The sequence below is a fragment of the Flavobacterium antarcticum DSM 19726 genome (genome assembly GCF_000419685.1).
Lineage (GTDB): Bacteria > Bacteroidota > Bacteroidia > Flavobacteriales > Flavobacteriaceae > Flavobacterium > Flavobacterium antarcticum.
The window spans coordinates 294,056-318,955 of the sequence record NZ_ATTM01000003.1 but is presented as its reverse complement, the minus strand read 5'-3'; the positions used below and the strand labels follow the sequence as shown (position 1 = coordinate 318,955).

Sequence of the window (24,900 nt, the reverse complement as noted above, 5' to 3'; positions counted from 1 at the left end):
ACCAGTACCTATGAAAAACAACCTTCTTCTTTTACTTTTTGTACTAATAGGTTTTCAAAATTCATTTTCACAAGAAAAAGAACGTGTGAAAGTGGGTTTGGTTTTGAGTGGAGGCGGAGCGAAAGGTTTAGCACATATTGGCGTTTTAAAAGCCATTGAAGAAGCAGGAGTCAAAATTGATTACATTGGCGGAACAAGTATGGGTGCCATCGTTGGCGGACTTTATGCTTCGGGATACAATGCGGCTCAAATTGATTCTATTTTTAAAGTATCGGATTTTGACCAATTGCTGAAGGACTACATTCCAAGATCTTCTAAAAACTTTTATGAAAAGGAAAATGACGAACGTTATGCTTTGACGCTTCCTTTTGATAAGTGGAAAGTGGGCATTCCGTATTCGTATTCAAAAGGATTAAATATTTACGGTTTGCTGAATAAATTATTGCACAACGACCGTCATACGCGAGATTTTAATCAACTTCCTATTCCGTTTTTATGTATTGCTACCGATATTGAGACCGGGAAACAAGTGCTTCTAGACCATGGATATCTTTCGCAAGCTATCATGGCAAGTGCTACTTTTCCGTCGTTGTTTTCACCGGTATTAATCGATGGAAAATTGTTGATTGATGGTGGAGTTGTGAATAATTATCCGATAGACGAGGTAAAGAAACTTGGTGCTGATGTGATTATTGGTGTTGATGTGCAGAGTGGTTTAAAATCCAGGGAAGATTTAAAAAATGCAACGCGAATTTTAGTACAGATTTCAAACCTCCAAATGATGGAGAAAATGGAAGTAAAAAAGGAACGTACCGATATTTATATCAAGCCTGATATTTCAGACTTTACGGTCATTTCGTTCAGTGATGGAGCTGCTATCGTTAAGAAAGGGGAAGAAGCAAGTGCAGCCGTTTATGAACAACTTAAAGCATTAGGAACTAATTATAAAAAGCCTAAACTAGAGTTGTGCGATGGGAAAAAAGATACCCTTACGATTTCCGAAATTCAAATTAATAAATTAAACAATTACACGCGAGCGTATGTGATTGGGAAACTAGGATTTAGAACAGGAGCGACAATTGCTTATGATAAATTGAAAGTTGGTATTGATAATTTGAATGCGACTCAGAATTTCAGCAGTTTAGGCTACAGTTTTGAAAAAAACGGAGATGAAGATGTGTTCAAATTAAATTTGATAGAAAACCAAATCACTTCCTTTTTGCGATTTGGATTGCATTACGACGACTTATACAAAAGTGGCGTTTTGGTCAATTTGAATAAGAAAAAAATGATTTTTAAAAATGATGTCGCGTCTTTGGATTTCGTTTTAGGAGATAACATTCGGTATAATTTTGATTATTATATTGACAATGGTTTTTACTGGAGTTTCGGATTCAAATCACGGTTCAACAGCTTTAATAAAAACGTGGCTGCGAATTCACAAACAGCAAATATATTTGGATTCACGGGTTTGAATTCGATCAATTTAGATTTCTCCGACTTCTCCCATCAAGCTTACGTTCAAACGCTTTTTAAGCAAAAATTCATTGTTGGAGCAGGAGTTGAATTGAAAAATATAAAAATTACTTCTGAAACCATTGATAACCTGACACCGATATTTAAAAACAATAGTTTCTTGAGTATTTTTGGAAACTTGAAGTACGATTCGCTAGACAACTTTTACTTTCCACACGAAGGTTGGTATTTTTCAGGAAGTGTCCAATCTTTTATCTATTCATCAAGGAAAGAGGAATTTACGAAATTTACTTATTTGAAAAGTGAACTAAGCAAAGCGTTTCCAATATCGAATCATTTTACCGCAATTGCACAAATTGCAGGTGGATTTTCAATTGGTGAAGGTCAAAATGCGTATTTCGATTTTATTTTGGGAGGATTTGGATTTAATCGAATCAATAATTTCGACTATTTCTACGGGTATGATTTTCTGAGTTTATACGGAAATAGTTTTGTAAAATCGACCGTAACTCTTGACTACCGATTTTACAGAAAGCATCACCTTAATTTTACCGGAAATTATGCTAATATTGGTAATAAGCTATTTGATTCTGACGCTTGGTTGGAACGGCCTAATTTTTCGGGTTATGCTTTTGGCTACGGTTTAGAGACTATTTTTGGACCACTTGCAGTCAAGCATTCTTGGTCTCCTGAAACAAGAAATCATTATACTTGGTTTAGCATTGGTTATCACTTTTAAGAAACCTATTGACGCTCTTCTACTTCGTTGTTGTCACTGAACGAATCCGGTTCTGATTTAGGTTTAATTGTCAGTACTTTATAGAAAAAATAGGCGGTAAATCCAATTACAATTCCTTGCGTAAGTACCATCGTTATAATTGCTTCTGTGTTCATCGTTTTTGTTATTTAAAAATTATAAAGTTGCACGTCCTTCTCTTCTTCTTTTCAAAAATGCGAAATAGACGAGAGAACTGATGAATATAAATAAAGCCAAAAGTAAGAATCTCGCAAAGTTTAAATACATCATTTGGTCTTGCAATTGCTGTATTAAAACAGGGTCTGTTGTAGCTAAAATTTTATCTTTAATTCCCGCATGCATTACTGTTTTTACAATTGAACCATTGTCTAAAGTCCAACCATTACCAGCGAATAAACTCGAAACATTTCCTGACCAATCATTGTTTAAAGGTTTAAATAAAGAACCTAAAAATATGATGATTAACATCGGTGGTGTAATGAATTTGATGATGAACTTATAAATAATTGGTACTTTAATATCAGCACCACTGGTGATTTCAGCCCAGCCTTTTTTCATTCCAAAAATCCACGAAAACAAAATGGTTTCTAGCATCGCGAATACCACTAAACTCACTGTTCCAGCCCAATAATCGTATTCGTCAAAAACACCTTCTTGGAAAAATAAAACCGTCGGTAATCCCATTACTAAAATCAACAATCCAAACGACCAAGCGCCTTTGTTTTGACCCCAGTTAAACTCGTCTTTCATAAATCCCATCCAAGGAGTTCCCATTGCTAATGATGAGGTGATTCCTGCAAAAAACAGTAATCCAAACCAGAACAATCCAGCGAAAGCGGCTAAAACTGGTCCCCATTGTTGGAATAAATAAGGCATAGTTTGAAATGCCATTCCGAACCCAGCATTTTCCAAAACCCAGTCCAAACCTAAATATCCTGCAGCAATTGGAATAACAATTAAGCTTCCTAAAACAACTTCCACAAACTCATTCATAAATCCAGCAGAAACCGCATTCAAAGCAATATCATCTTTCGAATTCATATAAGCGGCATAACATTGGATCGTTCCCATTCCTACAGAAAGTGTAAAGAAGATCTGTCCCGCAGCAGCCATCCATACTTTTAAATCTAAAATAGATTCGTATTGTGGCGTCCATAAAAAGTTCAAACCGTCCCAAGCATTTGCGTCAGGAAACAATTCTGAAGCTCCACTTGTGCCTAATGTTAAACCTCTTACTGCTAAAATCACTCCGAAAAGTATTAATAAAGGCATACCGATTTTGGCCACTTTTTCAATTCCTTTCAATCCTTTTGAAAGAATAAAGGTATTTAGGAGTAAACACAAAATATAGAAAACAACTGCTTCGTAAGGAATTCCGGTACTTGACTGCGAAATATCTACATAATTATTAAAAAATTGAGCAATTCCACTTTGACTCATTCCTTCAAAAGTTCCGGCAAGAGAATGGTAAACATAAGACATTGTCCAAGATTCGATGTAGCAGTAATACGCAGCGACGGCTACATTCGTAAAAATACCAAATACTCCAATATACTTTAAAACACGACCTTTTACCATTGAATCTAAAATATAAGGCGTACTGTGGTTTCCAAATTTCCCACCAAAACGACCCGTAGACCATTCTATATAAAGAAGAGGAATTCCCATTAACAGAAAACAAATTAAGTAAGGTATGATAAAAGCACCACCTCCGTTTTGAACGGCTTGAACTGGAAATCGAAGAAAGTTACCTAATCCTACAGCATTTCCTGCCATTGCTAAAATTAGTCCTACTCTTGAGCCCCAAGCTTGCGAATTTGTTGACATAAACTAGATGTGAAATTGTTAATGAAATCCAAAGATAAAAAAACTATTGTAAAAAGAAATAAAATCAAAATAAACCTTGCTAATTATATACTTACAGCAGGATTTTAACAGTTAAAAAACACTCTTCATAAAGTTTTGAAATTGTGAGTTTTATGTCAAATTCACATAAAATTGTTGAATTGGCGCTTTCAAGTCAAACTTTATGTATTATTGTGAAGTGAAGAATTTAAAATTTTACGATATTTGTTGTTATGAATAACACTTGGGAAAACTTACTTGTTCATTTAAAATTCCTGATTAAGAGAAATCCGGAGTGAACGGTTTGCATAATAATTAGCTTCAAAGTTTAGTAGAAAACTTTAAACTTTTTAAACTTTAAACAAAAAAACCTATGCCATTTTATCATAAACTTGGAAAAATTCCACCAAAACGACATACACAATTCGAGAAACCTGAAGGAGGTTTGTATTACGAACAACTTTTTGGAACCGAAGGATTTCACGGATTTGCTTCCTTATTATATCACGTTCACAGACCAACACAAGTTAAAGACATCGCAGCGCCAATTGACTTAACGCCAATTGCAGCTTTAGACAAACATGTAAAAGCTCAAATGCTTCGCGGTTTTGATGTAAAACCTGTTGCCGATTTTCTAGACAGCAGAACAATTGTTTTATTCAACAATGATGTGAATATTGCTCTTGCCGCTCCGCAAAAATCAATGACGTCGTATTTTTATAAAAATGCCGATGCTGACGAAGTTCTTTTCGTTCACAAAGGAAAAGGAGTTTTAAAAACATTGGTTGGAAATATTCCATTCTCATACGGAGATTATTTAGTGATTCCCCGTGGAATAATTTACCAAATGGAATTTGAAACTGAAGACAATCGTTTATTAATTGTTGAATCTTTCAGTCCGGTTTTGACTCCTAGAAATTACAGAAATAATTTTGGCCAACTTTTAGAGCATTCTCCTTTTTGCGAGAGAGATTATAGAGCGCCATCTGAATTAGAAACGCACGACGAAATTGGAGATTTCATTGTGAAAACGAAGAAGCAAAATGTTTTGCATGAAATCACTTATGCAACGCATCCTTTTGACGTAGTAGGTTGGGATGGTTATAACTTTCCTTACGCAATGTCAATTCACGATTTCGAACCAATCACCGGAAGAATACATTTACCGCCGCCAATTCATCAGAATTTTGAAGGGCATAATTTCGTAATTTGTTCATTCGTTCCGCGTCTATACGATTACCATCCAAAAGCAATTCCTGCACCCTATAACCACAGCAACATCGATTCTGATGAAATGTTGTATTATGTAGATGGCGATTTCATGAGCAGAAACCATGTGGAGAAAGGATATATTTCCTTACATCCCGCAGGTGTCGTTCACGGTCCACATCCAGGAGCGATGGAACGTAGTATTGGCAAGAAAGAAACAGGAGAATTAGCTGTAATGGTCGATACTTTTAAACCCTTGAAATTAACACAAGCTGCTTTAGATATTTCTGACCCGGATTATTTCAAATCTTGGGTAGAATAAATTAAAAAATTTAACCGAAAAGTTCGCAAAGTATTACGCAAGGTTTGTAATGAATAATATTTGAACTCTTTGTTAACTTTGCCTCTTTGCGATAAAGAATAAACTATAACAATAACACATCTAAATTAAAATAGAATATAATGTCGAAAGAAATTAAAAACGTAGAATACGGATTAGAGAAAATATTTGAAGGAGCACAAGACTTCTTGCCACTTTTAGGTACAGATTACGTAGAATTTTATGTGGGAAATGCTAAACAAGCGGCTCATTTTTATAAAACGGCTTTTGGTTTTCAATCACATGCATACGCAGGATTAGAAACAGGAATGAGAGACAGAGCTTCTTATGTTTTGAAACAAGATAAAATCCGTTTGGTATTAACTACGGCTTTAAAAAGTGATTCACCAATTGGAGAACACGTTAAAAAACACGGTGATGGTGTAAAAATCGTTGCTCTTTGGGTAGAAGATGCACGTTCAGCTTATGAAGAAACCATCAAACGTGGTGCAAAATCATACATGGAACCAACTGTAGAAACAGACGAACACGGAGAAGTAGTTCGTGCAGGAATTTACACGTACGGAGAAACAGTTCACATGTTTGTAGAACGTAAAAACTACACGGGTGAATTTTTACCAGGTTACAAAAAATGGGAATCAGACTACAATCCAGCGCCAACAGGTTTAAAATACATTGACCACATGGTTGGAAATGTAGGTTGGAATGAAATGAATACCTGGGTAAAATGGTACGAAGATGTGATGGGATTTGTAAACTTCCTTTCTTTCGACGACAAACAAATTACGACTGAATATTCCGCTTTGATGTCTAAAGTAATGTCTAACGGAAACGGTAGAATTAAATTTCCAATCAACGAACCAGCTGAAGGAAAGAAAAAATCTCAAATTGAAGAGTACTTGGATTTCTATGAAGGTCCAGGAATTCAGCATATCGCTGTGGCAACGGATGACATTTTGACAACTGTAGCTGATTTGCGTTCACGTGGAATTGAGTTTTTAAGTACACCACCACAGTCTTATTATGATGATGTTCCGTTCCGTTTGGACAAACACAACCATAAATTACAAGAAGATATCAATAAATTGATGAGCCTTGGAATTATGATTGACGCAGATGAAGAAGGGTACTTGTTGCAAATTTTCACAAAACCACTGGAAGATAGACCGACATTATTTTTTGAAATTATTCAAAGAATGGGAGCCCGCGGTTTTGGAGCAGGAAACTTTAAAGCTTTGTTTGAATCGATCGAAAGAGAGCAAGAGAAAAGAGGAACTTTATAATTCATTTAGAGTATTTTAACGATAAATTAATTTTTAGACCGATTAGATGCTGTTTATTGAGAAATTAATGTTAAAGTCAATTTTTTTCGAATTATATCGTAAGACATGCAGTACTTTTGCACTCGAAAAATAAGGAGGGGTGGTTCCCTTCACGTTTTTATGTAAATTTCATAATTTATAGTTTTTTGGTTGGTTAATAGCATAAAAACTCAGTCATTTTTGACTGAGTTTTTTTGTTTATAACACTTTTGGAACAAAAGTTGTATATTGTATTGAAAAAAGAAAGCTATGAATAAGATATTAATATTTGCACTGTTTTTGATTACCGTCAGTTTTGCTCCTCAAAAAGAACGTGCCTTTAAAGAAGGTGAATGGTTTAAATTTAGAATTCACTATGGAATTGTAAATGCAGGTTATGCAACAATGGAAGTTAAAGAAGCCGTAAAAAACAACAAGAAAGTATATCACGCAATCGGTAGAGGTTACACTACAGGAATGACCAAGCTTTTCTTTAAGGTGGACGATGATTACGAAAGCTTCTTTGATAAAGAAACGGGAAATCCCTATCAGTTTGTACGAAAAATTGACGAAGGTGGTTATACTAAAAATCAAGAAGGATTTTTTAATCAAGGCAACAGTACCGTAACTGTAAAGGATTATAAAAACAAATCTGAAAAAAGTTTTATAGTTCCTGCCAATACACAAGATATTTTATCAACATTTTATTACCTTCGTAACCACCCAGATATTGACAAGTTGAAAGTAGGAGAATCAATTGCCATTGATATGTTCTTTGACGATGACACGACTAAATTTAAATTGAAGTATCTTGGTAACGAAGACATTAAAACAAAATTTGGTACAATACCAACAATGATTTTTAGACCTTATGTTCAAGCAGGTCGTGTTTTTAAGGAACAGGAAAGCTTAACGGTTTGGATTTCTAACGACGACAATAAAATGCCCGTTAGAATCAAAGCAAGTTTAGCAGTAGGTTCATTAAAAGCCGATTTAGACGCTTTCAAAGGTTTGAAATATCCTTTCTCAGTTAAAGTAAAATAGAAATGAACACACCGCACCGCGAAGATTTATTAAATCGATTAGAGGAAAAATATAAAACTGTTGACAATAGAACAGACGTACATTTAGAAGGATTGCTGTATTCAAAACCAATGACCTATTGGGATTATGTACAAACCGACGCTTTGTTAAATCTGCAAGTACAACGAACGACTTTACCGGATGAAATGATTTTCATCATGTACCATCAGGTAAACGAATTGTTGTTTAAGATGATTCTCTGGGAAATGGACCAACTTTGTCATTCAGAAAAGCCCGAACCCCAATTTTTTACGGAGAAATTGATGCGAATCAGTCGTTATTTTGATATGTTGACAACCTCTTTTGACATCATGGGTGACGGAATGAGTATTGATCAATACATGAAATTCCGCAACACACTTACTCCTGCAAGTGGATTTCAAAGTGCACAATACCGTTTAATCGAATTTGGATCTACTGACTTAATCAATCTTATTGACAACCGCTTCAGAGCTACTATTGATAGAGACACACCATACAGTCATGCATTTGAACATTTATATTGGCAAGCTGCCGGAAAAGATCATGCAACAGGCAAAAAATCCTATTTACTAGTAGAATTTGAGCGAAAATACAAAGCAGAATTTCTCCGTCATATGGAGGAATACAATACAATTAATATTCGACAGAAATTTAAGCAATTACCAGAAGAAGACCAGAATAATCCAGAATTAGTAAAAGCGATGCGTCATTTTGATCACACTGTAAATATCACATGGGTTATGGGGCATTTGAATGCAGCTCGAAAATATATTGGTGATGGCGATGCAACCGGCGGAAGCGACTGGAAAAAATACATGCACCCAAAATACCAAAGAAGAATATTTTTCCCAGAACTTTGGAGTCAAGAGGAATTAGACACGTGGGGCGAAGAAAAATAGATTAACTGCATAAACAAACACTTTTGAAAAGATTATCATCCTTATTGTTATTGCTAATATTAGTAGTGGCGTGTAACGAAAAAGAAGAGAAAAAAGAAGTTGTACCAATAAAAAAACCGGATCCCATCATTATGGAATTTGGATTTAAACTGAATGATTATGATGTCGTGCGGGATACTATTGATAGAGGCGACACCTTTGGAAGTATTTTGGCACAACAAAATTTAGGTGAAAATAAAGAACACGAAATCACCGAAAAAGTTAGAGACTCATTTAACTTAAGAAATATTAGAGTTGGAAAAGCATACACGATGTTGCGTTCCAAGGATTCCGCAAAAGTGCTGAAAGCATTTATTTACAAAGCAGATATTTCACATTATTATGTTGTTGATTTAAACGATTCCATTAGAGCGTATAAGAAACAACTTCCCATTACCATTAAACGCCGAACGATTGCCACAGAAATTGACGGCTCACTTTCGGCAACATTAAGCAATGCAGGTGTTCAACCTTCTTTAGCACAAAACTTGGCGGATATTTATGCCTATTCTGTCGATTTCTTTAAGATTCAAAAAGGCGACCGATTCGCGGTTACTTTCAACGAAAAATACATTAGTGATACGATTTATGCCGGTGTAGAAAGTTTAGAAGCATCCTTTTTTATTCACAAAGGCAAAAAAATATACGCATTTCCATTCAAGCAAGATCCTAATGCCCGTCGGTTTGATTACTACGATGAAGAGGGAAAAGTCTTAAAAAATATGTTTTTAAAAGCGCCACTGAAATTTGGCTACCGGATTTCTTCAAAATTTTCGAAAAACAGATTTCATCCCGTTCAAAAAAGATTTAAAGCCCATAAAGGAACGGATTATGCAGCTGCAACAGGAACTCCTATTGTGACTACCGCGTCAGGAGTTGTAGAGCGAACAGGTTATACCGCTGGAAATGGTAATTATGTAAAAGTCAAACATTCAGCCACTTATTCAACGCAATATTTACACATGTCTAAAATTTTAGTTCGAAATGGACAACGTGTTACCCAAGGTGAAACAATTGGAAAAGTGGGAAGTACCGGTTTAGCCACAGGTCCTCACGTATGTTATCGTTTCTGGAAAAATGGCGTTCAAGTTGATCCTTTAGCCCAGAAATTACCAAATTCGATACCGATGCTGGCCAAGTTCAAACCAAGATTCATGCAAGAAATGACACCACTAAAGAAGGAATTGGACAGTATTGCAGCGATAAAATTCAAAGATTAAATTTCTGTTCAGGAGCTAATCCTGCTATCCATTACAATTTTTTGTCACAACACTTTATTTTCAAGCCATAAAAGGAACTTCCGTTGGTCGTTCTTTTCTGCCAGAAAATAACAGTGTTCCATCCTGCAAAATTTCCATTTTTATCAGGGCTAAAAACCCGTAAATTTGCATCACAATACCCTAAAACAATTCATCATGGCTTTAAATAATTCATCTCCGCTTAAAACCGCTTCCTGGAAAGCATTGGAAAATCATTTCAACGAAATTCAATTGCAGTCCATGAAGCAGATGTTTCAAGAAGATACTTCTCGAGCAGAAAAATTCACCATTGAATGGAATGATTTTTTAGTCGATTTTTCTAAAAACCGGATTACGGATGAAACGTTGTATTTGCTTTTAAAGTTGGCCGATGAAATGCAACTTAAAAAAGCAATCAAAAGTTATTTTGACGGCGAAGCTATTAACAAAACCGAAGATCGAACCGTTTTACACACAGCTTTGAGAGCTCCAGATGCTACGGAAATTAACGTGGATGGAACAAATGTAATTCCTGAAGTTTTAGCCGTTAAAAGAAAAATAAAAAATTTCACAAATGAAATTACAACTGGAATTAGAAAAGGATATACTGGAAAGCAATTTACAGATATTGTAAATATTGGAATTGGCGGTTCAGATTTAGGACCTGCGATGGTTGTTGAGGCATTGCAATACTACCAGAATCATTTGAATGTTCATTTTATTTCAAATATTGACGGCGATCACGTTCAGGAATTGTTTAAAAAGATAAATCCTGAAACCACACTTTTTGTAATCGTTTCTAAAACATTTACGACTCAAGAAACATTGACGAATTCAGAAACAATTCGGAAGTGGTTTTTAAAATCAGCGAAGCAAAGCGACGTTGCAAAGCATTTTGTAGCCGTTTCAACAAATATTCAAAAAGTTACCGAATTTGGCATTGATGCCGAAAATGTTTTTCCAATGTGGGATTGGGTTGGCGGCCGTTTTTCATTGTGGTCTGCTGTTGGATTGTCCATTAGTTTATCTGTTGGTTACGCTAATTTCGACGCGTTATTAAAAGGAGCTAACGAAATGGACGAACACTTTAAAACGGCTGAATTTGACCAAAATATTCCAGTGGTTTTAGCTTTATTAAGTATTTGGTACAATAATTTCTTTGGTGCAGAAAGTGAAGCAATTATTCCTTACACACACTATTTGCAAAAATTAGCACCTTATTTGCAACAGGGAATTATGGAAAGTAATGGTAAAAGTGTAGATAGAAATGGTGAAAAAGTCAACTATCAAACAGGAACTATTATTTGGGGTGAACCAGGAACCAATTCGCAACACGCGTTTTTCCAACTGATTCATCAAGGAACAAAGTTGATTCCAACTGATTTCATAGGTTTCTTAAAACCTTTATATGGCGACTCGAATCACCACGATAAATTGATGTCGAACTTTTTCGCACAAACCGAAGCACTTTTAAACGGGAAAACCGAAGATCAAGTACGTGCTGAATTTACAAAATTAGATTACTCAACAGGTAAAGCTGACTTTTTAACGCCATTCAAAGTTTTTGAAGGAAATAAACCGACGAATACTATTTTGATCAAACAATTAACTCCTGAAACTTTAGGCTCAATGATTTCGATGTACGAACATAAAATTTTCGTTCAAGGTGTAATTTGGAATATTTTCAGCTACGATCAATGGGGTGTTGAATTGGGAAAACAGTTAGCAAGTTCAATTTTAGAAGAAATTAATTCTGGAAAAGTAAAAGAACACGACAGTTCAACATCAAATTTGCTGACATACTTTCTTAAGCATAAGTAATATTTGATAACTTCATTCTATTAATTATTAAGTTGCTATGATTTTTCAAATTATATTTTTTGAAATTAATTCCGATTAGTAGAATTATATCCCGTAATTCAGAAAAATCTGATTACATTTTAAGACATATAATATCATAAAACTCAAATTATTATTATAAATAGAAGATTTATTGTCTTTAAAACGAGCTAAAAATCATCATTTCTTAATAATTGTTTAATGTTAATGTCAACTTTTTGTCGTTATTTTGCCAAAAATTATAAATAATAAAATGAAAACAACTAGAAATTGGTTATTGTCAGGTTTATTGCTGTTGGTCGCGTCAACAGTATTTGCTCAAGGGAAAATTACAGGAACGATTGTCGACGAGCAATTGGGATCGGGAATTCCGGCTGTAAATATTACAATCAATGGTACCACTACAGGAACTTCCTCTGATATGGAGGGAAAGTTCACTATTGAAAGTAGCGTTGCAAAAGGTCAACTTATAATTACCTTCATTGGTTTTGAAAAAAAATCAGTAAACTTTACTGTTCAAAATGGTCAAACAGTTGATCTTGGTTCAATCAAATTAGTGGAAGACACAAGCGAACTTGACGAAGTAATTGTTGTAGGTAGAGGAATTATTGATTTGGCGAAAGACAGAAAAACGCCAATCGCAGTTTCTACAATTAAAGCGAAGGAAATTAGTGAAAAAATTGGAACTTCTGACATTACACAAACTATGGTGAATACACCATCTGTTTATGTTTCTGGACAAGCAGGAGGATTTGGTGATTCAAGAATTAGCGTTCGTGGATTTCAACAAGACAATACGGCATTCCTTTTAAACGGTCAACCGATTAACGGAATGGAAGATGGTAAAATATACTGGTCTAACTGGTCAGGAATGGCAGATATTGCGAATGCAATTCAAATTCAAAGAGGTTTAGGTTCATCAAAATTAGCGATTTCTTCTGTGGGAGGAACAGTTAACTTTGTTACAAAAGCAACTGATTTAAAGCAAGGTGGTTTTGCATCTGTAGGATTGGCAAACGACAACTATTACAAATCAACCGTTGGTTATAATACGGGAATGAACGAAAATGGTTGGGGAGCTAGCGTTTTATTGAGTCACTGGCAAGGTGATGGATACAATAATGGAACGTATGGTGAAGGTCAAAATTATTTTATCTCTGTGGGATATAAAGCAAATGACAAACACAGTTTTAACTTCTTGCTTACTGGAGCACCACAACAACACGATCAAAATTTCTCTAAAAAAATCTCTGATTACTTAGGATTCGGTAGAAAATACAATAACAACTATGGTTATTTAAATGGTAATTACGTTTCAGAACGTGTTAACTTTTACCACAAACCAGTAGCTAACTTGAACTGGGATTTTAAAATCAGTGATAAAACAGAATTGTCAACAGTACTTTACGCTTCTTGGGGAAGAGGTGGAGGAACCGGGAACTACGGTAGCAGTAGCAACAAGAAATATGTGATGCAAACCAACCCAGTTACAGGACTGTCTGAAAGAACTGCGATTGATTATGATCAAATTTATGCAAATAACCAAGCGCTTACGGATGGAGCTGGAAATGCAGGAAACAGTTATTTAATTAGATCTTCTGTAAATAATCACGCTTGGTACGGTGTAGTGTCAAACTTAAAGCACCAGCTAACGGAAAACTTAGTTTTCAATGCAGGTCTTGATTTAAGAACATACGACGGAACGCATTTTAGACAAGTTGAAAATTTTATGGGTCTAACTAATTTTACAGACACAAGAAATTTAAGAGGCGAAAATCACCAAGGAAGCGGTACAATGGCTTCTAACGTAGTAACGCAGAATGTGCCGGTTAATCCTTGGCAAGCGTTGTTCAATACGACAGATGAAAACCAAAGATTAGATTACGATTACAGTGAGAAAATTTCTTACGGAGGTGTTTTTGGTCAATTAGAATACAGTAACAACAATTTCTCTGCATTCTTCCAAGGTTCACTTTCTAGTCAGTCACACCAGCGATTTGACCGATACGATTACCTTCCACAGTTTGAAGACTCTGAAAAAGTAAACAATACGGGTTACAATGTTAAAGCTGGAGGTAATTATAATATTGATCAAAACAATTCATTTTATGTAAATGCAGGTTACTACAACCGTCAGCCTTACCACGATAATATTTATTTGAACTATACGAATGAAGTAAATCCACTTGCATCTAATGAAAAAATTCTTGGTTTAGAAGCGGGTTATAGCTTCAAATCCAGCATGTTTACTGCAAACTTAAACGGATACAGAACAACATGGGAAGACAGAGTAGTTTCTTCATCAAGAACAGTTACTAATGCAGCAGGAGAAATGGTTGGAACTACAACAGTTGCTTTTGGTGATTTAATATACAAATCTAACCTTGGCGTTAAGCAAGTGCATACTGGTTTAGAATTAGATTTTATTCTTAGACCAATTGACAAGTTAGACATCAAAGGTTTTGCGTCAATCGGAAACTGGGAATATGAAGGAAATGCAGTTACGAGACAAACTGATGAGAATCAGAATTTGTTAAAAGAAGAAACAATTGACGTAGATGGTGGAAAAGTAGGAGACGCTGCTCAAACAACATGGGGTTTAGGAGCTAAATACGAAATTTTGACTCGTTTATCAGTTGATGCTGATTGGAGAACTTACAATGATTTATACGGTAACAATGGTGCTGTCAAAGAAAATATCATGTTGCCTAATTATGATTTAGTTGATGCGGGTGTTTCTTATAAATTCATTCTTGGTCAAGCTAAAACAAATTCTATTACAGTTCGATTAAATGTCAACAACGTATTTGATGAGGTTTATCTTTCTGAATTGTCAAGCAATATTAAAGTAACAGATAACATTCCAGCAGTAGGCAACACGCCATCAATTGGAAGCTACCAAGCTAATGGTCGAGTTTATAAAGGTATTGCAGATGGAAATCAAGGATACTTTGGTTTCGGTAGAACATGGAATTTCTCATTGAAATATAATTTCTAAGTTCATTTAGTAAAAATTAAAGCCTTGCCTTACCGCAAGGCTTTTTTTCTGCAAATTTTTAACTATATTTGATTTCCAAAAAATAAAATTTAGAATTATGAGTACGTACGAAATTATTCAAAAAGCACATTCAGGTTGGGCTTACTTAGTAATCGCATTTTTGGCAATTGCTGTAATTAATGCATTTATCGGACTTTCGTCAAAAAAGGAATTCACGGGTAAAGATCGAAAAATTGCTCTGTTTGCATTGATTTTCACACACATTCAGCTTTTATTTGGGTTGGTGTTGTATTTCGTTTCGCCAGTGGGAAAAGCCGTGTTTGGAGAAATGAAGGAATCAGCTTTGCGATTGACTTGGCTTGAGCATCCCTTGCTTAACATTATTGCTATTATTCTAATAACGATTGGTTGGTCAAAACATAAAAATTTACTTACTTCAAATGCTAAATTTAAAACCTTTGCTGTATTTTATACGATTGGTTTGGCATTAATATTATTAAGAATTCCATATCAGTTATGGTTTAAATAACGGGGAAAAGCTTCACAAAATGGAGCTTTTTTTATTTTAAGGTATAGTATTTGTTGACCCAATAAATCCTATGAACCAGAAAGAATAAAAGACGAAACATGAAACATAAAATCACACTACTACTTTTGCTTGTTTCCGCAGCTGTATTTTTAAGTAGTTTTACCAATAAAAACTTGCATTTTCAAGAGCCTAAAAAGGTCCTTCAAGATACGATTAAGAAAAATGCTTTAGTAGCAGATAGCTTAGGATTGTCAGATAATTTGAATTTGACTTTACACAAAAGCAACTCAATTGCTTCTTACTATCACAATAAATTTAATGGCAGAAGGACAGCAAGCGGAAGTAAGTTTGACAATGAAAAATATACCGCAGCACACAGGAAACTAGCTTTTGGAACTAAAGTAAAAGTGACCAATCAAGTAAACGGAAAGTCAGTAATTGTAACAATTACAGATCGTGGACCTTTTAGTAAAGGTCGAGAAATAGATTTGTCTAGACGTTCCTTTATGGATATTGCTGCTAATAAAGGTGCGGGAACTTTGAAAGTTACGATTGAAATCATAAAGTAAATTATGTTGAAATTGAATAAATGGATTCTCATTTTATTTTCTGCTCTTTTTCTTTTAAGTTGCTCGTCAAAAAAAAATGTATCCGGAAAAGTCATTAATAAGAATGCACACGCCTCTTATTATGCAGATAAATTTAACGGACGAAAAACAGCAAGTGGAGAACGATTTAACAATAGGAAATTAACCGCAGCTCATCGGAAATTAGCGTTCGGAACTAAACTAAAAGTGACGAATGTGGTGAATAAAAAATGGGTGTTAGTAACCGTAAACGATAGAGGTCCATTTATTAAATCCCGAGATATCGATTTATCTAAAGAAGCTTTTATGCAGATTACAGATAATAAAAACCACGGAATACTTACCGTCACCATAGAAGTTATAAAATAAGCCAGTTCAAACTGGCTTTTTTTATGGCCAAAAATCTCCTAAATAAAAATTAACAAAAAATTAAGTTCTGTTAGTTCGGTTTTTACCGAACCTAGCTTTATCTTTGCATAAAATTATCAGTTATGACAGAAATTGAAAAAGAAAAAGCAACACTCATCGAAATGTTTGGTGTATTCTTTGAAACGACGCATCACTTACCGCCTTTGGCATCTCGCATCTTGGGAAATTTAATTATTGATGGATGCAAAACAGGGTTGACCTTCGAGGATTTATTAGAACGAATGTCGGCAAGTAAAAGTTCAGTTTCAACAAGTTTAAATTTGTTATTGAAAACAGGAAAAGTAACCTACTACACAGTTTCAGGTGATAGAAAGAAGTATTTTAAACCTTCACCGTTCAGTAATAGATTGCAAACCTACTTAGAAATGATTGACTTGGAAAAGAAAATTATTGACAAAATGATGGTTTACAGAGAGAAAACAATTTCGTGCGACGCAGAACGTGCTAATTTAGAAAACATGCACGAGTATAAAAAACACGTTTTAAATGTAGAATCCATTTTAGAAAATACCGTCAAAAGATTCAAAGAAATAGAGAATAATAATAACCAAAATCAAAATAATTAAATAAACATCAAATGAAAAGAATATCCATAACTTCATTTATCGTTGCCCTTGTACTTGTGTCGTGTGGCAAAAAAGAGGAACAACAAATGCCTCCTCAAGGTCCCGCACCTTTTCCAGTTGAAACAGTTACCAAACAAGATGCAACCGTTTATCAAGAATATACAGCCAATTTAGAAGGGCAACAAAATGTTGAAATTCGTCCGAAAGTGAACGGATTCATTCAGAAGATTTATGTAGACGAAGGCCAAATGGTCAAAAAAGGACAATTGCTTTTTAAATTAGAAACAGAAACCTTGTCACAAGATGCGGGTGCTGCAAAAGCAATGGTTCAAGCAGCTCAAGTTGAGGTAGACCGATTGAAACCTTTGGTGGATCGAAAAATCATCAGTAATGTTCAATTGGAAACTGCAAAAGCAAAATTGGCTCAAGCCAAAAGTGCTTACGGAAGTGTAGCGGCAACTATTGGTTACGGAACAATTACTTCGCCAGTGAATGGAGTGGTAGGAAGTTTACCTTATAGAGAAGGAAGTTTAGTTAGTGCGACAAGCGAAATGCCGTTGACAACTGTTTCTGATTCAAAAGTGATGAGAGCTTATTTCAATTTGAATGAGAAACAATTATTAGAATTCAACAAAACATTCAAAGGAGCAAACACAGTTGAAAAACTAAAAAATGTTCCTGAAGTTTCATTGTTATTAGTAGATGATTCTGAATATGCGATAAAAGGAAAAATTGTAACCATCAACGGACTGGTTAATCCACAAACGGGAACAACAGAATTTAGAGCAGAATTTAAAAATCCAGAAGCACTTTTGAGAAGTGGAAGTACGGGAATTGTTCGCTTGCCAATTGAGCAAAAAGAAGTGATTTTAGTGCCTCAAAATGCAGTTTTTGAAGTACAAGGAAAACAATTGATTTATGTAGTTGGAGAAGGCAACAAAGTGAAATCTACAATTATTACAACAAACGGAGCTTCAGGTTTGAACTTTATTGTGACTGACGGACTGAAAGAAGGAGACGTTATTGTGGTAGAAGGCGCGTCTAAATTAAGAGACGATACTGAAATTATTCCGCAGAATAAAAATGCACAACCTCAAACAGCAACAGATTCAGTTGCGAAACCTGCAACACCAACTAAAAAATAAGATACGATGTTAAAAATGTTTATAGAAAGACCGGTTTTATCGACCGTGATTTCAATCCTGATTACCATTCTTGGTGTTTTAGGACTCATGTCTCTGCCGGTAGAGCAATATCCGGAAATTGCACCACCAACGGTTCAAGTTAGCGCGACCTATACGGGTGCGAATGCGGAAACAGTTTTGAATAGTGTGGTTATTCCTCTTGAGGAAGAAATCAACGGTGTGGAAGGAATGACGTACATGACTTCTTCTGCAGCAAATGACGGTTCAGCAAAAATTTCAGTTTATTTTGAATTAGGAGTTGACCCAGATATTGCAGCAGTAAACGTGCAGAATCGAGTTGCGAGAGCGACTTCTAAGTTGCCACAAGCGGTAATTCAAACGGGTGTGACGACTGTAAAAAGTCAGACGAGTGCTTTAATGTTCTTAGCTTTATATTCTAAAAACAAAGAATATGACGAGACGTACATTCAGAATTACGCTAAAATTAATTTGGTTCCGAAATTACAACGTGTAAAAGGTGTTGGACAAGTGAACGTTTTTGGTGCCAAAGATTATTCCATGAGAATTTGGATTGACCCAGAAAAAATGGCAAGTTACAATGTAGCGCCAAAAGATATTCAGGCAGCATTAGTAGAGCAAAACGTTGAAGCAGCTCCAGGTAAATTTGGAGAAAACGCAGATGGTGTTTATGAATATGTAATCAAATATAAAGGACGTCTATCTGAAGTTGCAGATTACGAGAATATCATTATTAAAGCAACAGGAAATGGAAATTTCTTGCGTCTGAAAGATGTAGCAACCATAGAATTAGGTGGTTTCAATTATGGAACTAAAAATATCGCAATGGGGAATCAGGGAGTTGCCATGGGTATTTTTCAAACTTCAGGTTCAAACGCACAAGATATTATTACGGAAGTAATGGCAATTATTGACGAAGCGAAACCCGGATTTCCTCCAGGTGTAGATTACGTAATTCCTTACAATACCAAAACTTTTTTAGATGCGTCGATTAGTAAAGTAATTACCACTTTAATTGAAGCGTTCTTGTTAGTGTTTATTGTAGTTTATATTTTCTTGCAAGATTTTAAATCGACGTTAATTCCTGCAATTGCAGTTCCAGTTGCCATTGTTGGTACGTTCTTTTTCTTACAAGTTTTTGGATTCTCTATAAATATGTTGACGCTATTTGCCATGATTCTAGCCATTGGTATTGTCGTCGATGATGCAATTGTGGTGGTCGAGGCCGTTCACGCCAAGTTAGACGAAGGTGCAACTTCTGCAAAAGAAGCTACTATTTCAGCGATGAGTGAAATTACAGGTGCGATTATTTCCATCACTTTAGTAATGGCAGCGGTATTTATTCCGGTTTCGTTTTTAAGTGGACCATCAGGAGTTTTCTACCAACAATTTGCAATTACTTTAGCGGTAGCGATTTTGATTTCAGCAATTAATGCATTGACTTTAAGTCCAGCTTTATGTGCTTTATTGTTGAAACCACATCAGGATTCAATTCATGCAAAGAAAAATTTCAAAGACCGTTTCTTCATTGCTTTCAATACGAATTTCGACAGAATGAACAACCGTTACGTTCAATCTTTAAAGTTTTTAGGTCGTAAAAAATGGATAGCAGTTACAGGATTGATTGTTTTCAGCGGAATAACATTTTGGCTGTTTCAAACTACTCCTTCCGGATTTATCCCAAATGAGGATAGGGGAATTATCATGGCAGATTTAACGCTTCCTCCGGGAACAACTTTAGAGAAAACAGAATTAGCCGTAAAAGAGTTAGATTCTATTTTAGCTTCGATGGATGTTGTAGAAGCACGAATGAGTGTGGTTGGTTTTAGTTTGTTGAATAGTGTAAACGGTGGTTCATACGCCTTTACAGTTATTAAATTGAAAGACTGGTCAGAACGAAAAGGAGACGATACGTCGGTTGATGCAGTAGTTCGTGAATTATTTGGAAGAACGGCTTATTTTAAAGATGCAAAAGCATTATTTTTCACACCTCCAAGTGTACAAGGTTTTGGTTCGGCAGATGGTTTCGAGTTGAAAATTCAAGATAAAGGAGATGATAGTTGGCAGAAAGTAAGCCAAGTGTCTAATGAATTTTTAGGAGCATTAATGCAAAGGCCTGAAATTCAATATGCAATGACCAACTTTAATCCTTCATTTCCACAATACGAAATGGATATTAATGTGGAACGTGCGAAAGATGCGGGAGTTTCGATGACTGATATTTTCAATACGATGCAAGGCTATTATGGTGGATTGTACACAACCGATTTTAATAAATTTGGTAAACAATACCGTGTAATGATTCAAGCAAAACCGGAAGATCGTGCAGATGAATCGTCAATTAATAACATTTACATCAGAAACGCTTCAGGTCAACAAGTAGCCATTAGTCAATTTGTAAGTTTGAAAAGAATTTACGGACCAGAGGCAGTTGCGCGATTTAACTTATTGAAAGCGGTAAACGTGAATGGTAAAGCAAATCCAGGATTTAGTTCAGGAGATGCCATTGCAGCAGTTCAAGAAGTGGCTGCGGAACATTTGCCATCAAGTTACACGTATGAATTTTCAGGAATGACAAGAGAGGAAATTCTTGCAGGAAATCAAGCCATTGGAGTTTTCTTATTAAGTTTAATCTTTGTTTACTTTTTATTAAGTGCACAATACGAAAGTTATTTAGTACCTCTTTCAGTAATTCTTTCTTTACCTGTGGGTATTGCAGGAGCCATCGGGTTTGTAAAACTCGCCGGACTGGAAAATAACATTTACTTTCAAGTAGCACTTGTCATGTTGATAGGATTATTAGCGAAAAACGCGATTTTGATTGTGGAGTTTGCAATACAAAGACGCCGACACGGAATGGATTTACTTCAAGCAGCAATTGAAGGTTCAAAAGCACGTTTACGACCAATTTTGATGACGTCTCTTGCATTCATCTTCGGATTATTGCCATTGGCTTTAGCTTCAGGAGTAGGTGCTGTAGGAAATCAATCCATTGGTATGGGTGCTGTAGGAGGAATGTTAGTGGGAACTATTTTTGGAGTATTTGTAATTCCAATTCTGTTCGTGATATTCCAAGGATTGCAAGAACGAATTTCAGGAAAACCAGAAGTAGCGGTAGTTGAAACACAAAATTTAGAAGAAAATGAACAAGAGAATATATAAAGTAGCACTTCCCGTATTGGTTGCGTTTGTCATGCAATCGTGCTTTACGGCAAAAACATACGAACGTCCACAGGTACAAACCGATAATTTGTACCGAATGGAAACCGTTTCAACGGACACAACTTCTTTAGGAGATTTGACTTGGAACAATTTATTTACAGATGCACAATTGCAAGAATACATCAATAAAGGCTTGCAAAACAACTTAGATATTCGAATGGCGATGCAAAATATCGCCGCTTCGGAAGCTTACATGAAACAAGGAAAAGCAGGTTATTTTCCTTCGATCGGACTTGGAGCAGATTGGACACACCAAGAGTTATCTAAAAATTCTCAATTTGGCGCTTTGTTGTCAGATAGAAGTACAGATCAATACCAGTTGACCGGAAATCTTTCTTGGGAAGCAGATATTTGGGGAAAAATTAGAAGCAATAAAAGAGCAACTGGAGCGAGTTATTTACAGACAGTTGCAGCAAAACAAGCGGTTCAAACGCAGTTAATCGCGAACATTGCTAAAACTTATTTTCAGTTGATGTCCTTGGACGCTCAATTGCAAGTTGTAGACAGCACTTTGACGAACCGTTCTGAAAGTATAGAAGTGATTAAAGCGCTGAAAGAGGCGGGAAGTGTAACAGAAGTTGGCGTTCGACAAACGGAAGCACAACTTTATACAACTCAATTGATTAAAGAAGATTTGAAAAGTTCGATTGCAATTTTAGAAAATGCCTTTAATATATTATTAGGTGAAGGACCTAAAAAAGTAAGTCGTTCTACTTTAGATGCTCAAACTATTTCTGCAGAGGTTAAAGTGGGTGTTCCTGCACTATTATTAAGAAAACGTCCGGATGTAATTGCGGCAGAATACAATTTGATTTCAAATTTTGAAATGACGAATGTAGCGCGAAGCGAATTTTATCCTTCATTGAAAATTACCGCTACTGGTGGTTTGCAAAGTATTGATTTGAAAGAATGGTTTAGTGCCAATTCTTTGTTTGCCAATGTGGTGACGGGATTGACACAGCCTTTGTTCAACAAGCGTCAAGTTAAAACGCGTTTTGAAGTTGCAAAAGCAAATCAGGAAAAAGCATTTTTAGAGTTTCAACAAACGCTATTAGTAGCTGGAAGAGAAGTTTCAGATGCGATGCAGAATTATACAAATGAAACTACTAAACTTGAAATTCGCAAGAAACAAGTAGCTTCTTTAAAATCAGCGGCAGGTTTTTCAGATGAATTGTTAGAATATGGTTTGGTTAATTATTTAGAAGTTTTAACGGCAAAAGATCAAGCGCTAAGTACAGAATTGAATTTGATTGACAATCAATACAATCAATATAATGCAGTCATTACGCTTTACCGTGCTTTAGGAGGCGGTAATTAAAAATTAGAGTAGGTTTATTTGAAGCCCATACCTTATATATAAGGTATGGGTTTTTTTATTGATCTAATTTTATTCGATTGCGTACAAATTCGATTTCCGTTTTTCCATGTGCTTTTGGTTTTCCATCTTCACCTAAACTAACCATCGTTATTGTGTCGATTGAAATAATAGTATCCCAAGTCATTATATTTCTGACTTCGCATTTTAAAGTTAGCGATGAATTTCCAAATTTCACTACATCAATGCCAATTTCGATGATATCACCTTGCTTGGCGGAACTTCTAAAGTTGATTTCCGACATGTGTTTAGTTACTACTCTGCTGTTTTCAAGCTGAATAATAGAGTATAAAGCTAGCTCTTCGTCAATCCAAGCTAATAACTTACCTCCAAACAGCGTAGAGTTGGGATTTAAATCTTCGGGTTTAACCCATTTCCGAGTGTGAAATCGCATATTCATAAAGTTTTTAAGTAGTTACGGATAATTTCAATATGTAAAAGCTACATTTAATTCAAAATTAGTTAAATTTGCACAGAAATTAACTATAAATATTAAGTTATATAACAGTTCGATTTTCGAGGAAAAGTTATACTATTTTTTTGAATCTTTATAATATTGCTACATACTGAGGCTTTTTGCTAAATATTCCGCAATCAATGTACTGATTTTTATGAAAAATTTTGTTAAAATTGTTTTTTCGTTCGAAAATATGATGTTATTTTGTACCAAATTAAACGATAAAAATTATGAAAAAGTTCCTACTCACACTAACAGGTGTTTTAGCATTAAGTACTGCTTATGCTCAAACAGATGAAAACATGAACGACACTAATGCTACAACTTCTGATTACAACAGATGGTCGGTTGAATTCGCTGGTGGTGTTAACAAATTTCAAAGACCGGTAACTTCAGGTTACTATACTTCTACTCCAAGCTTCTACAATGCTGATTTTGGTGTTAGATATATGTTCAATAATAAATTCGGTTTGAAATTAGACGCTGGATATTATAATTTTACAGAAAAAGATGGTTCAATGCCATTTGAAAGTCATTACTACAGAGCTGATTTACAAGCTGTAGCTAACTTAGGACGTATCATGAGTTTTGAAACTTGGACAAATACTTTCGGACTTTTAGGTCACGCAGGTTTTGGATACGGACAGTTGAAAGCTGAAAACAAAGACTTCACAGATAGAATGTTTAATTTTATGGCAGGTGTAACTGGTCAAGTTAGACTTGGAAACAGAGTTGCTTTAACTGGAGATTTCTCTACAGTATTAAATGCACGTCAGGATAAAACTTGGGACGGTCAGAGCAATGCTAACGTTGGAAGAGGTTTTCAAGGAATTTTATTCCAAGGAACTTTAGGTTTAGCGTTCTACTTAGGTGGAGCTGAAAAACATGCTGACTGGTTCGCAATGGATTCTATGTTGCAACAAAAAGTAGATGAATTAGAAGGAAGAATTGCTACAATCGAAACAGGTTTAACTGATTCTGATCAAGATGGTGTTCCAGATATGTTTGATGCTGAGCCAAATTCTATGGCAGGTGTTGCTGTTGATCAAAAAGGTAGAACTATTGACCGTAACGGTAATGGTGTAGCTGACGAATTAGAGCGTTATTTTGATACTAAATACGGAACAGGTTCAGGAACTACAGGTTCAGGAACTGACGTTAAATCTTTGATCAATGACGGTTATGTTAATGTATACTTTGATTTCAATTCAAGTACACCAACAACAGAATCAGTGGCAGGAATTAACTTCTTAGTTAAATATTTAACTGCTAACCCTTCTGCTTCAGCTGACGTAGTTGGATATGCTGACGAAATTGGAAATTCTGATTACAACCAAACATTATCTCAAAAACGTGCTGAAAATGTAAAACAAATCTTAGTTGATGCTGGAATCAGTGGATCAAGATTAAACATTAAAGGTAACGGTGAAGATACTTCAGTAAACAAATCATCTAAAGGTGCTCGTCAAATTGTAAGAAGAGTTACTTTTCAAATCAAATAATTCTACGGAATTTTAGATAAGCAAAAAGCCTGATTCGAAAGAATCAGGCTTTTTTTTTGTTTAA

19 protein-coding genes are annotated in these 24,900 nt (G+C 35.3%); 16 read left to right on the top strand and 3 right to left on the bottom strand.

Features of this window, described 5'->3' with window-relative positions; genetic code table 11:
- Positions 1-10: 10 nt before the first annotated feature.
- Positions 11-2,215 (top strand): patatin-like phospholipase family protein, encoded by a 2,205-nt coding sequence (locus YWA_RS0106710; RefSeq protein WP_022827733.1) that lies wholly within the window; start codon positions 11-13, stop codon positions 2,213-2,215.
- A gap of 5 nt (positions 2,216-2,220) precedes the next feature.
- On the opposite strand, the gene YWA_RS15760 is transcribed toward YWA_RS0106710, so the two are convergent.
- A complete protein-coding gene (locus tag YWA_RS15760) occupies positions 2,221-2,370 on the bottom strand; it encodes a hypothetical protein (RefSeq protein ID WP_022827732.1) in 150 nt (49 codons plus the stop codon).
- A 19-nt stretch (positions 2,371-2,389) separates the two neighbouring features.
- Positions 2,390-4,060, bottom strand: coding sequence for a sodium-dependent transporter (locus YWA_RS0106700; RefSeq protein ID WP_022827731.1), 1,671 nt, complete (start codon positions 4,058-4,060; stop codon positions 2,390-2,392).
- Between the two features lie 391 nt (positions 4,061-4,451).
- Here YWA_RS0106700 and YWA_RS0106695 point away from each other — a divergent pair, with 391 nt between their 5' ends.
- The 14 genes from YWA_RS0106695 (at position 4,452) to YWA_RS0106625 (ending at position 22,820) form a co-directional block, all read left to right on the top strand.
- The gene (locus YWA_RS0106695; protein WP_022827730.1) at positions 4,452-5,609 is read left to right on the top strand and encodes a homogentisate 1,2-dioxygenase; all 1,158 of its coding nucleotides are present in this window, start codon (positions 4,452-4,454) and stop codon (positions 5,607-5,609) included.
- A gap of 140 nt (positions 5,610-5,749) precedes the next feature.
- Positions 5,750-6,910 carry a 4-hydroxyphenylpyruvate dioxygenase gene (gene hppD, locus YWA_RS0106690; protein ID WP_022827729.1) on the top strand — a complete coding sequence of 387 codons (1,161 nt, stop codon included), beginning with the start codon at positions 5,750-5,752 and terminating at the stop codon, positions 6,908-6,910.
- A gap of 288 nt (positions 6,911-7,198) precedes the next feature.
- Entirely contained in the window at positions 7,199-7,972 is a 774-nt protein-coding gene (locus tag YWA_RS0106685) for a DUF3108 domain-containing protein (protein WP_022827728.1), read from the top strand.
- Positions 7,973-7,974: 2 nt separating this feature from the next.
- Complete coding sequence (locus YWA_RS0106680; RefSeq protein WP_022827727.1) at positions 7,975-8,892, top strand: tryptophan 2,3-dioxygenase family protein; 918 nt, start codon at positions 7,975-7,977, stop codon at positions 8,890-8,892.
- Between the two features lie 23 nt (positions 8,893-8,915).
- The gene (locus tag YWA_RS0106675; protein ID WP_026718642.1) at positions 8,916-10,151 is read left to right on the top strand and encodes a M23 family metallopeptidase; all 1,236 of its coding nucleotides are present in this window, start codon (positions 8,916-8,918) and stop codon (positions 10,149-10,151) included.
- Between the two features lie 195 nt (positions 10,152-10,346).
- A complete protein-coding gene (pgi, locus tag YWA_RS0106665; RefSeq protein WP_022827724.1) occupies positions 10,347-11,990 on the top strand; it encodes a glucose-6-phosphate isomerase in 1,644 nt (547 codons plus the stop codon).
- A gap of 271 nt (positions 11,991-12,261) precedes the next feature.
- Positions 12,262-15,006 carry a TonB-dependent receptor gene (locus tag YWA_RS0106660; protein ID WP_022827723.1) on the top strand — a complete coding sequence of 915 codons (2,745 nt, stop codon included), beginning with the start codon at positions 12,262-12,264 and terminating at the stop codon, positions 15,004-15,006.
- Positions 15,007-15,103: 97 nt separating this feature from the next.
- On the top strand, positions 15,104-15,535 hold the full coding sequence (locus tag YWA_RS0106655; protein ID WP_022827722.1) for a hypothetical protein: 432 nt from the start codon (positions 15,104-15,106) through the stop codon (positions 15,533-15,535).
- A 98-nt stretch (positions 15,536-15,633) separates the two neighbouring features.
- Positions 15,634-16,104 (top strand): septal ring lytic transglycosylase RlpA family protein, encoded by a 471-nt coding sequence (locus YWA_RS0106650; protein ID WP_022827721.1) that lies wholly within the window; start codon positions 15,634-15,636, stop codon positions 16,102-16,104.
- 3 nt (positions 16,105-16,107) lie between these two features.
- Positions 16,108-16,491 (top strand): septal ring lytic transglycosylase RlpA family protein, encoded by a 384-nt coding sequence (locus tag YWA_RS0106645; RefSeq protein ID WP_022827720.1) that lies wholly within the window; start codon positions 16,108-16,110, stop codon positions 16,489-16,491.
- A gap of 122 nt (positions 16,492-16,613) precedes the next feature.
- The gene (locus YWA_RS0106640; protein ID WP_022827719.1) at positions 16,614-17,117 is read left to right on the top strand and encodes a hypothetical protein; all 504 of its coding nucleotides are present in this window, start codon (positions 16,614-16,616) and stop codon (positions 17,115-17,117) included.
- Between the two features lie 11 nt (positions 17,118-17,128).
- Entirely contained in the window at positions 17,129-18,262 is a 1,134-nt protein-coding gene (locus YWA_RS0106635) for an efflux RND transporter periplasmic adaptor subunit (RefSeq protein ID WP_022827718.1), read from the top strand.
- A gap of 6 nt (positions 18,263-18,268) precedes the next feature.
- Complete coding sequence (locus tag YWA_RS0106630; RefSeq protein WP_022827717.1) at positions 18,269-21,442, top strand: efflux RND transporter permease subunit; 3,174 nt, start codon at positions 18,269-18,271, stop codon at positions 21,440-21,442.
- Positions 21,423-22,820: an efflux transporter outer membrane subunit gene (locus tag YWA_RS0106625; protein WP_022827716.1), complete on the top strand. Its 1,398-nt coding sequence runs from the start codon at positions 21,423-21,425 to the stop codon at positions 22,818-22,820. Before YWA_RS0106630 ends, YWA_RS0106625 begins: the two co-directional genes overlap by 20 nt.
- 55 nt (positions 22,821-22,875) lie before the next feature.
- On the opposite strand, the gene YWA_RS0106620 is transcribed toward YWA_RS0106625, so the two are convergent.
- Positions 22,876-23,271, bottom strand: coding sequence for an acyl-CoA thioesterase (locus tag YWA_RS0106620; protein ID WP_026718640.1), 396 nt, complete (start codon positions 23,269-23,271; stop codon positions 22,876-22,878).
- A gap of 293 nt (positions 23,272-23,564) precedes the next feature.
- Between YWA_RS0106620 and YWA_RS0106615 the strand changes: the two genes are divergently transcribed.
- Positions 23,565-24,836 carry an OmpA family protein gene (locus tag YWA_RS0106615; protein ID WP_022827714.1) on the top strand — a complete coding sequence of 424 codons (1,272 nt, stop codon included), beginning with the start codon at positions 23,565-23,567 and terminating at the stop codon, positions 24,834-24,836.
- The last annotated feature ends 64 nt before the right edge of the window (positions 24,837-24,900 follow it).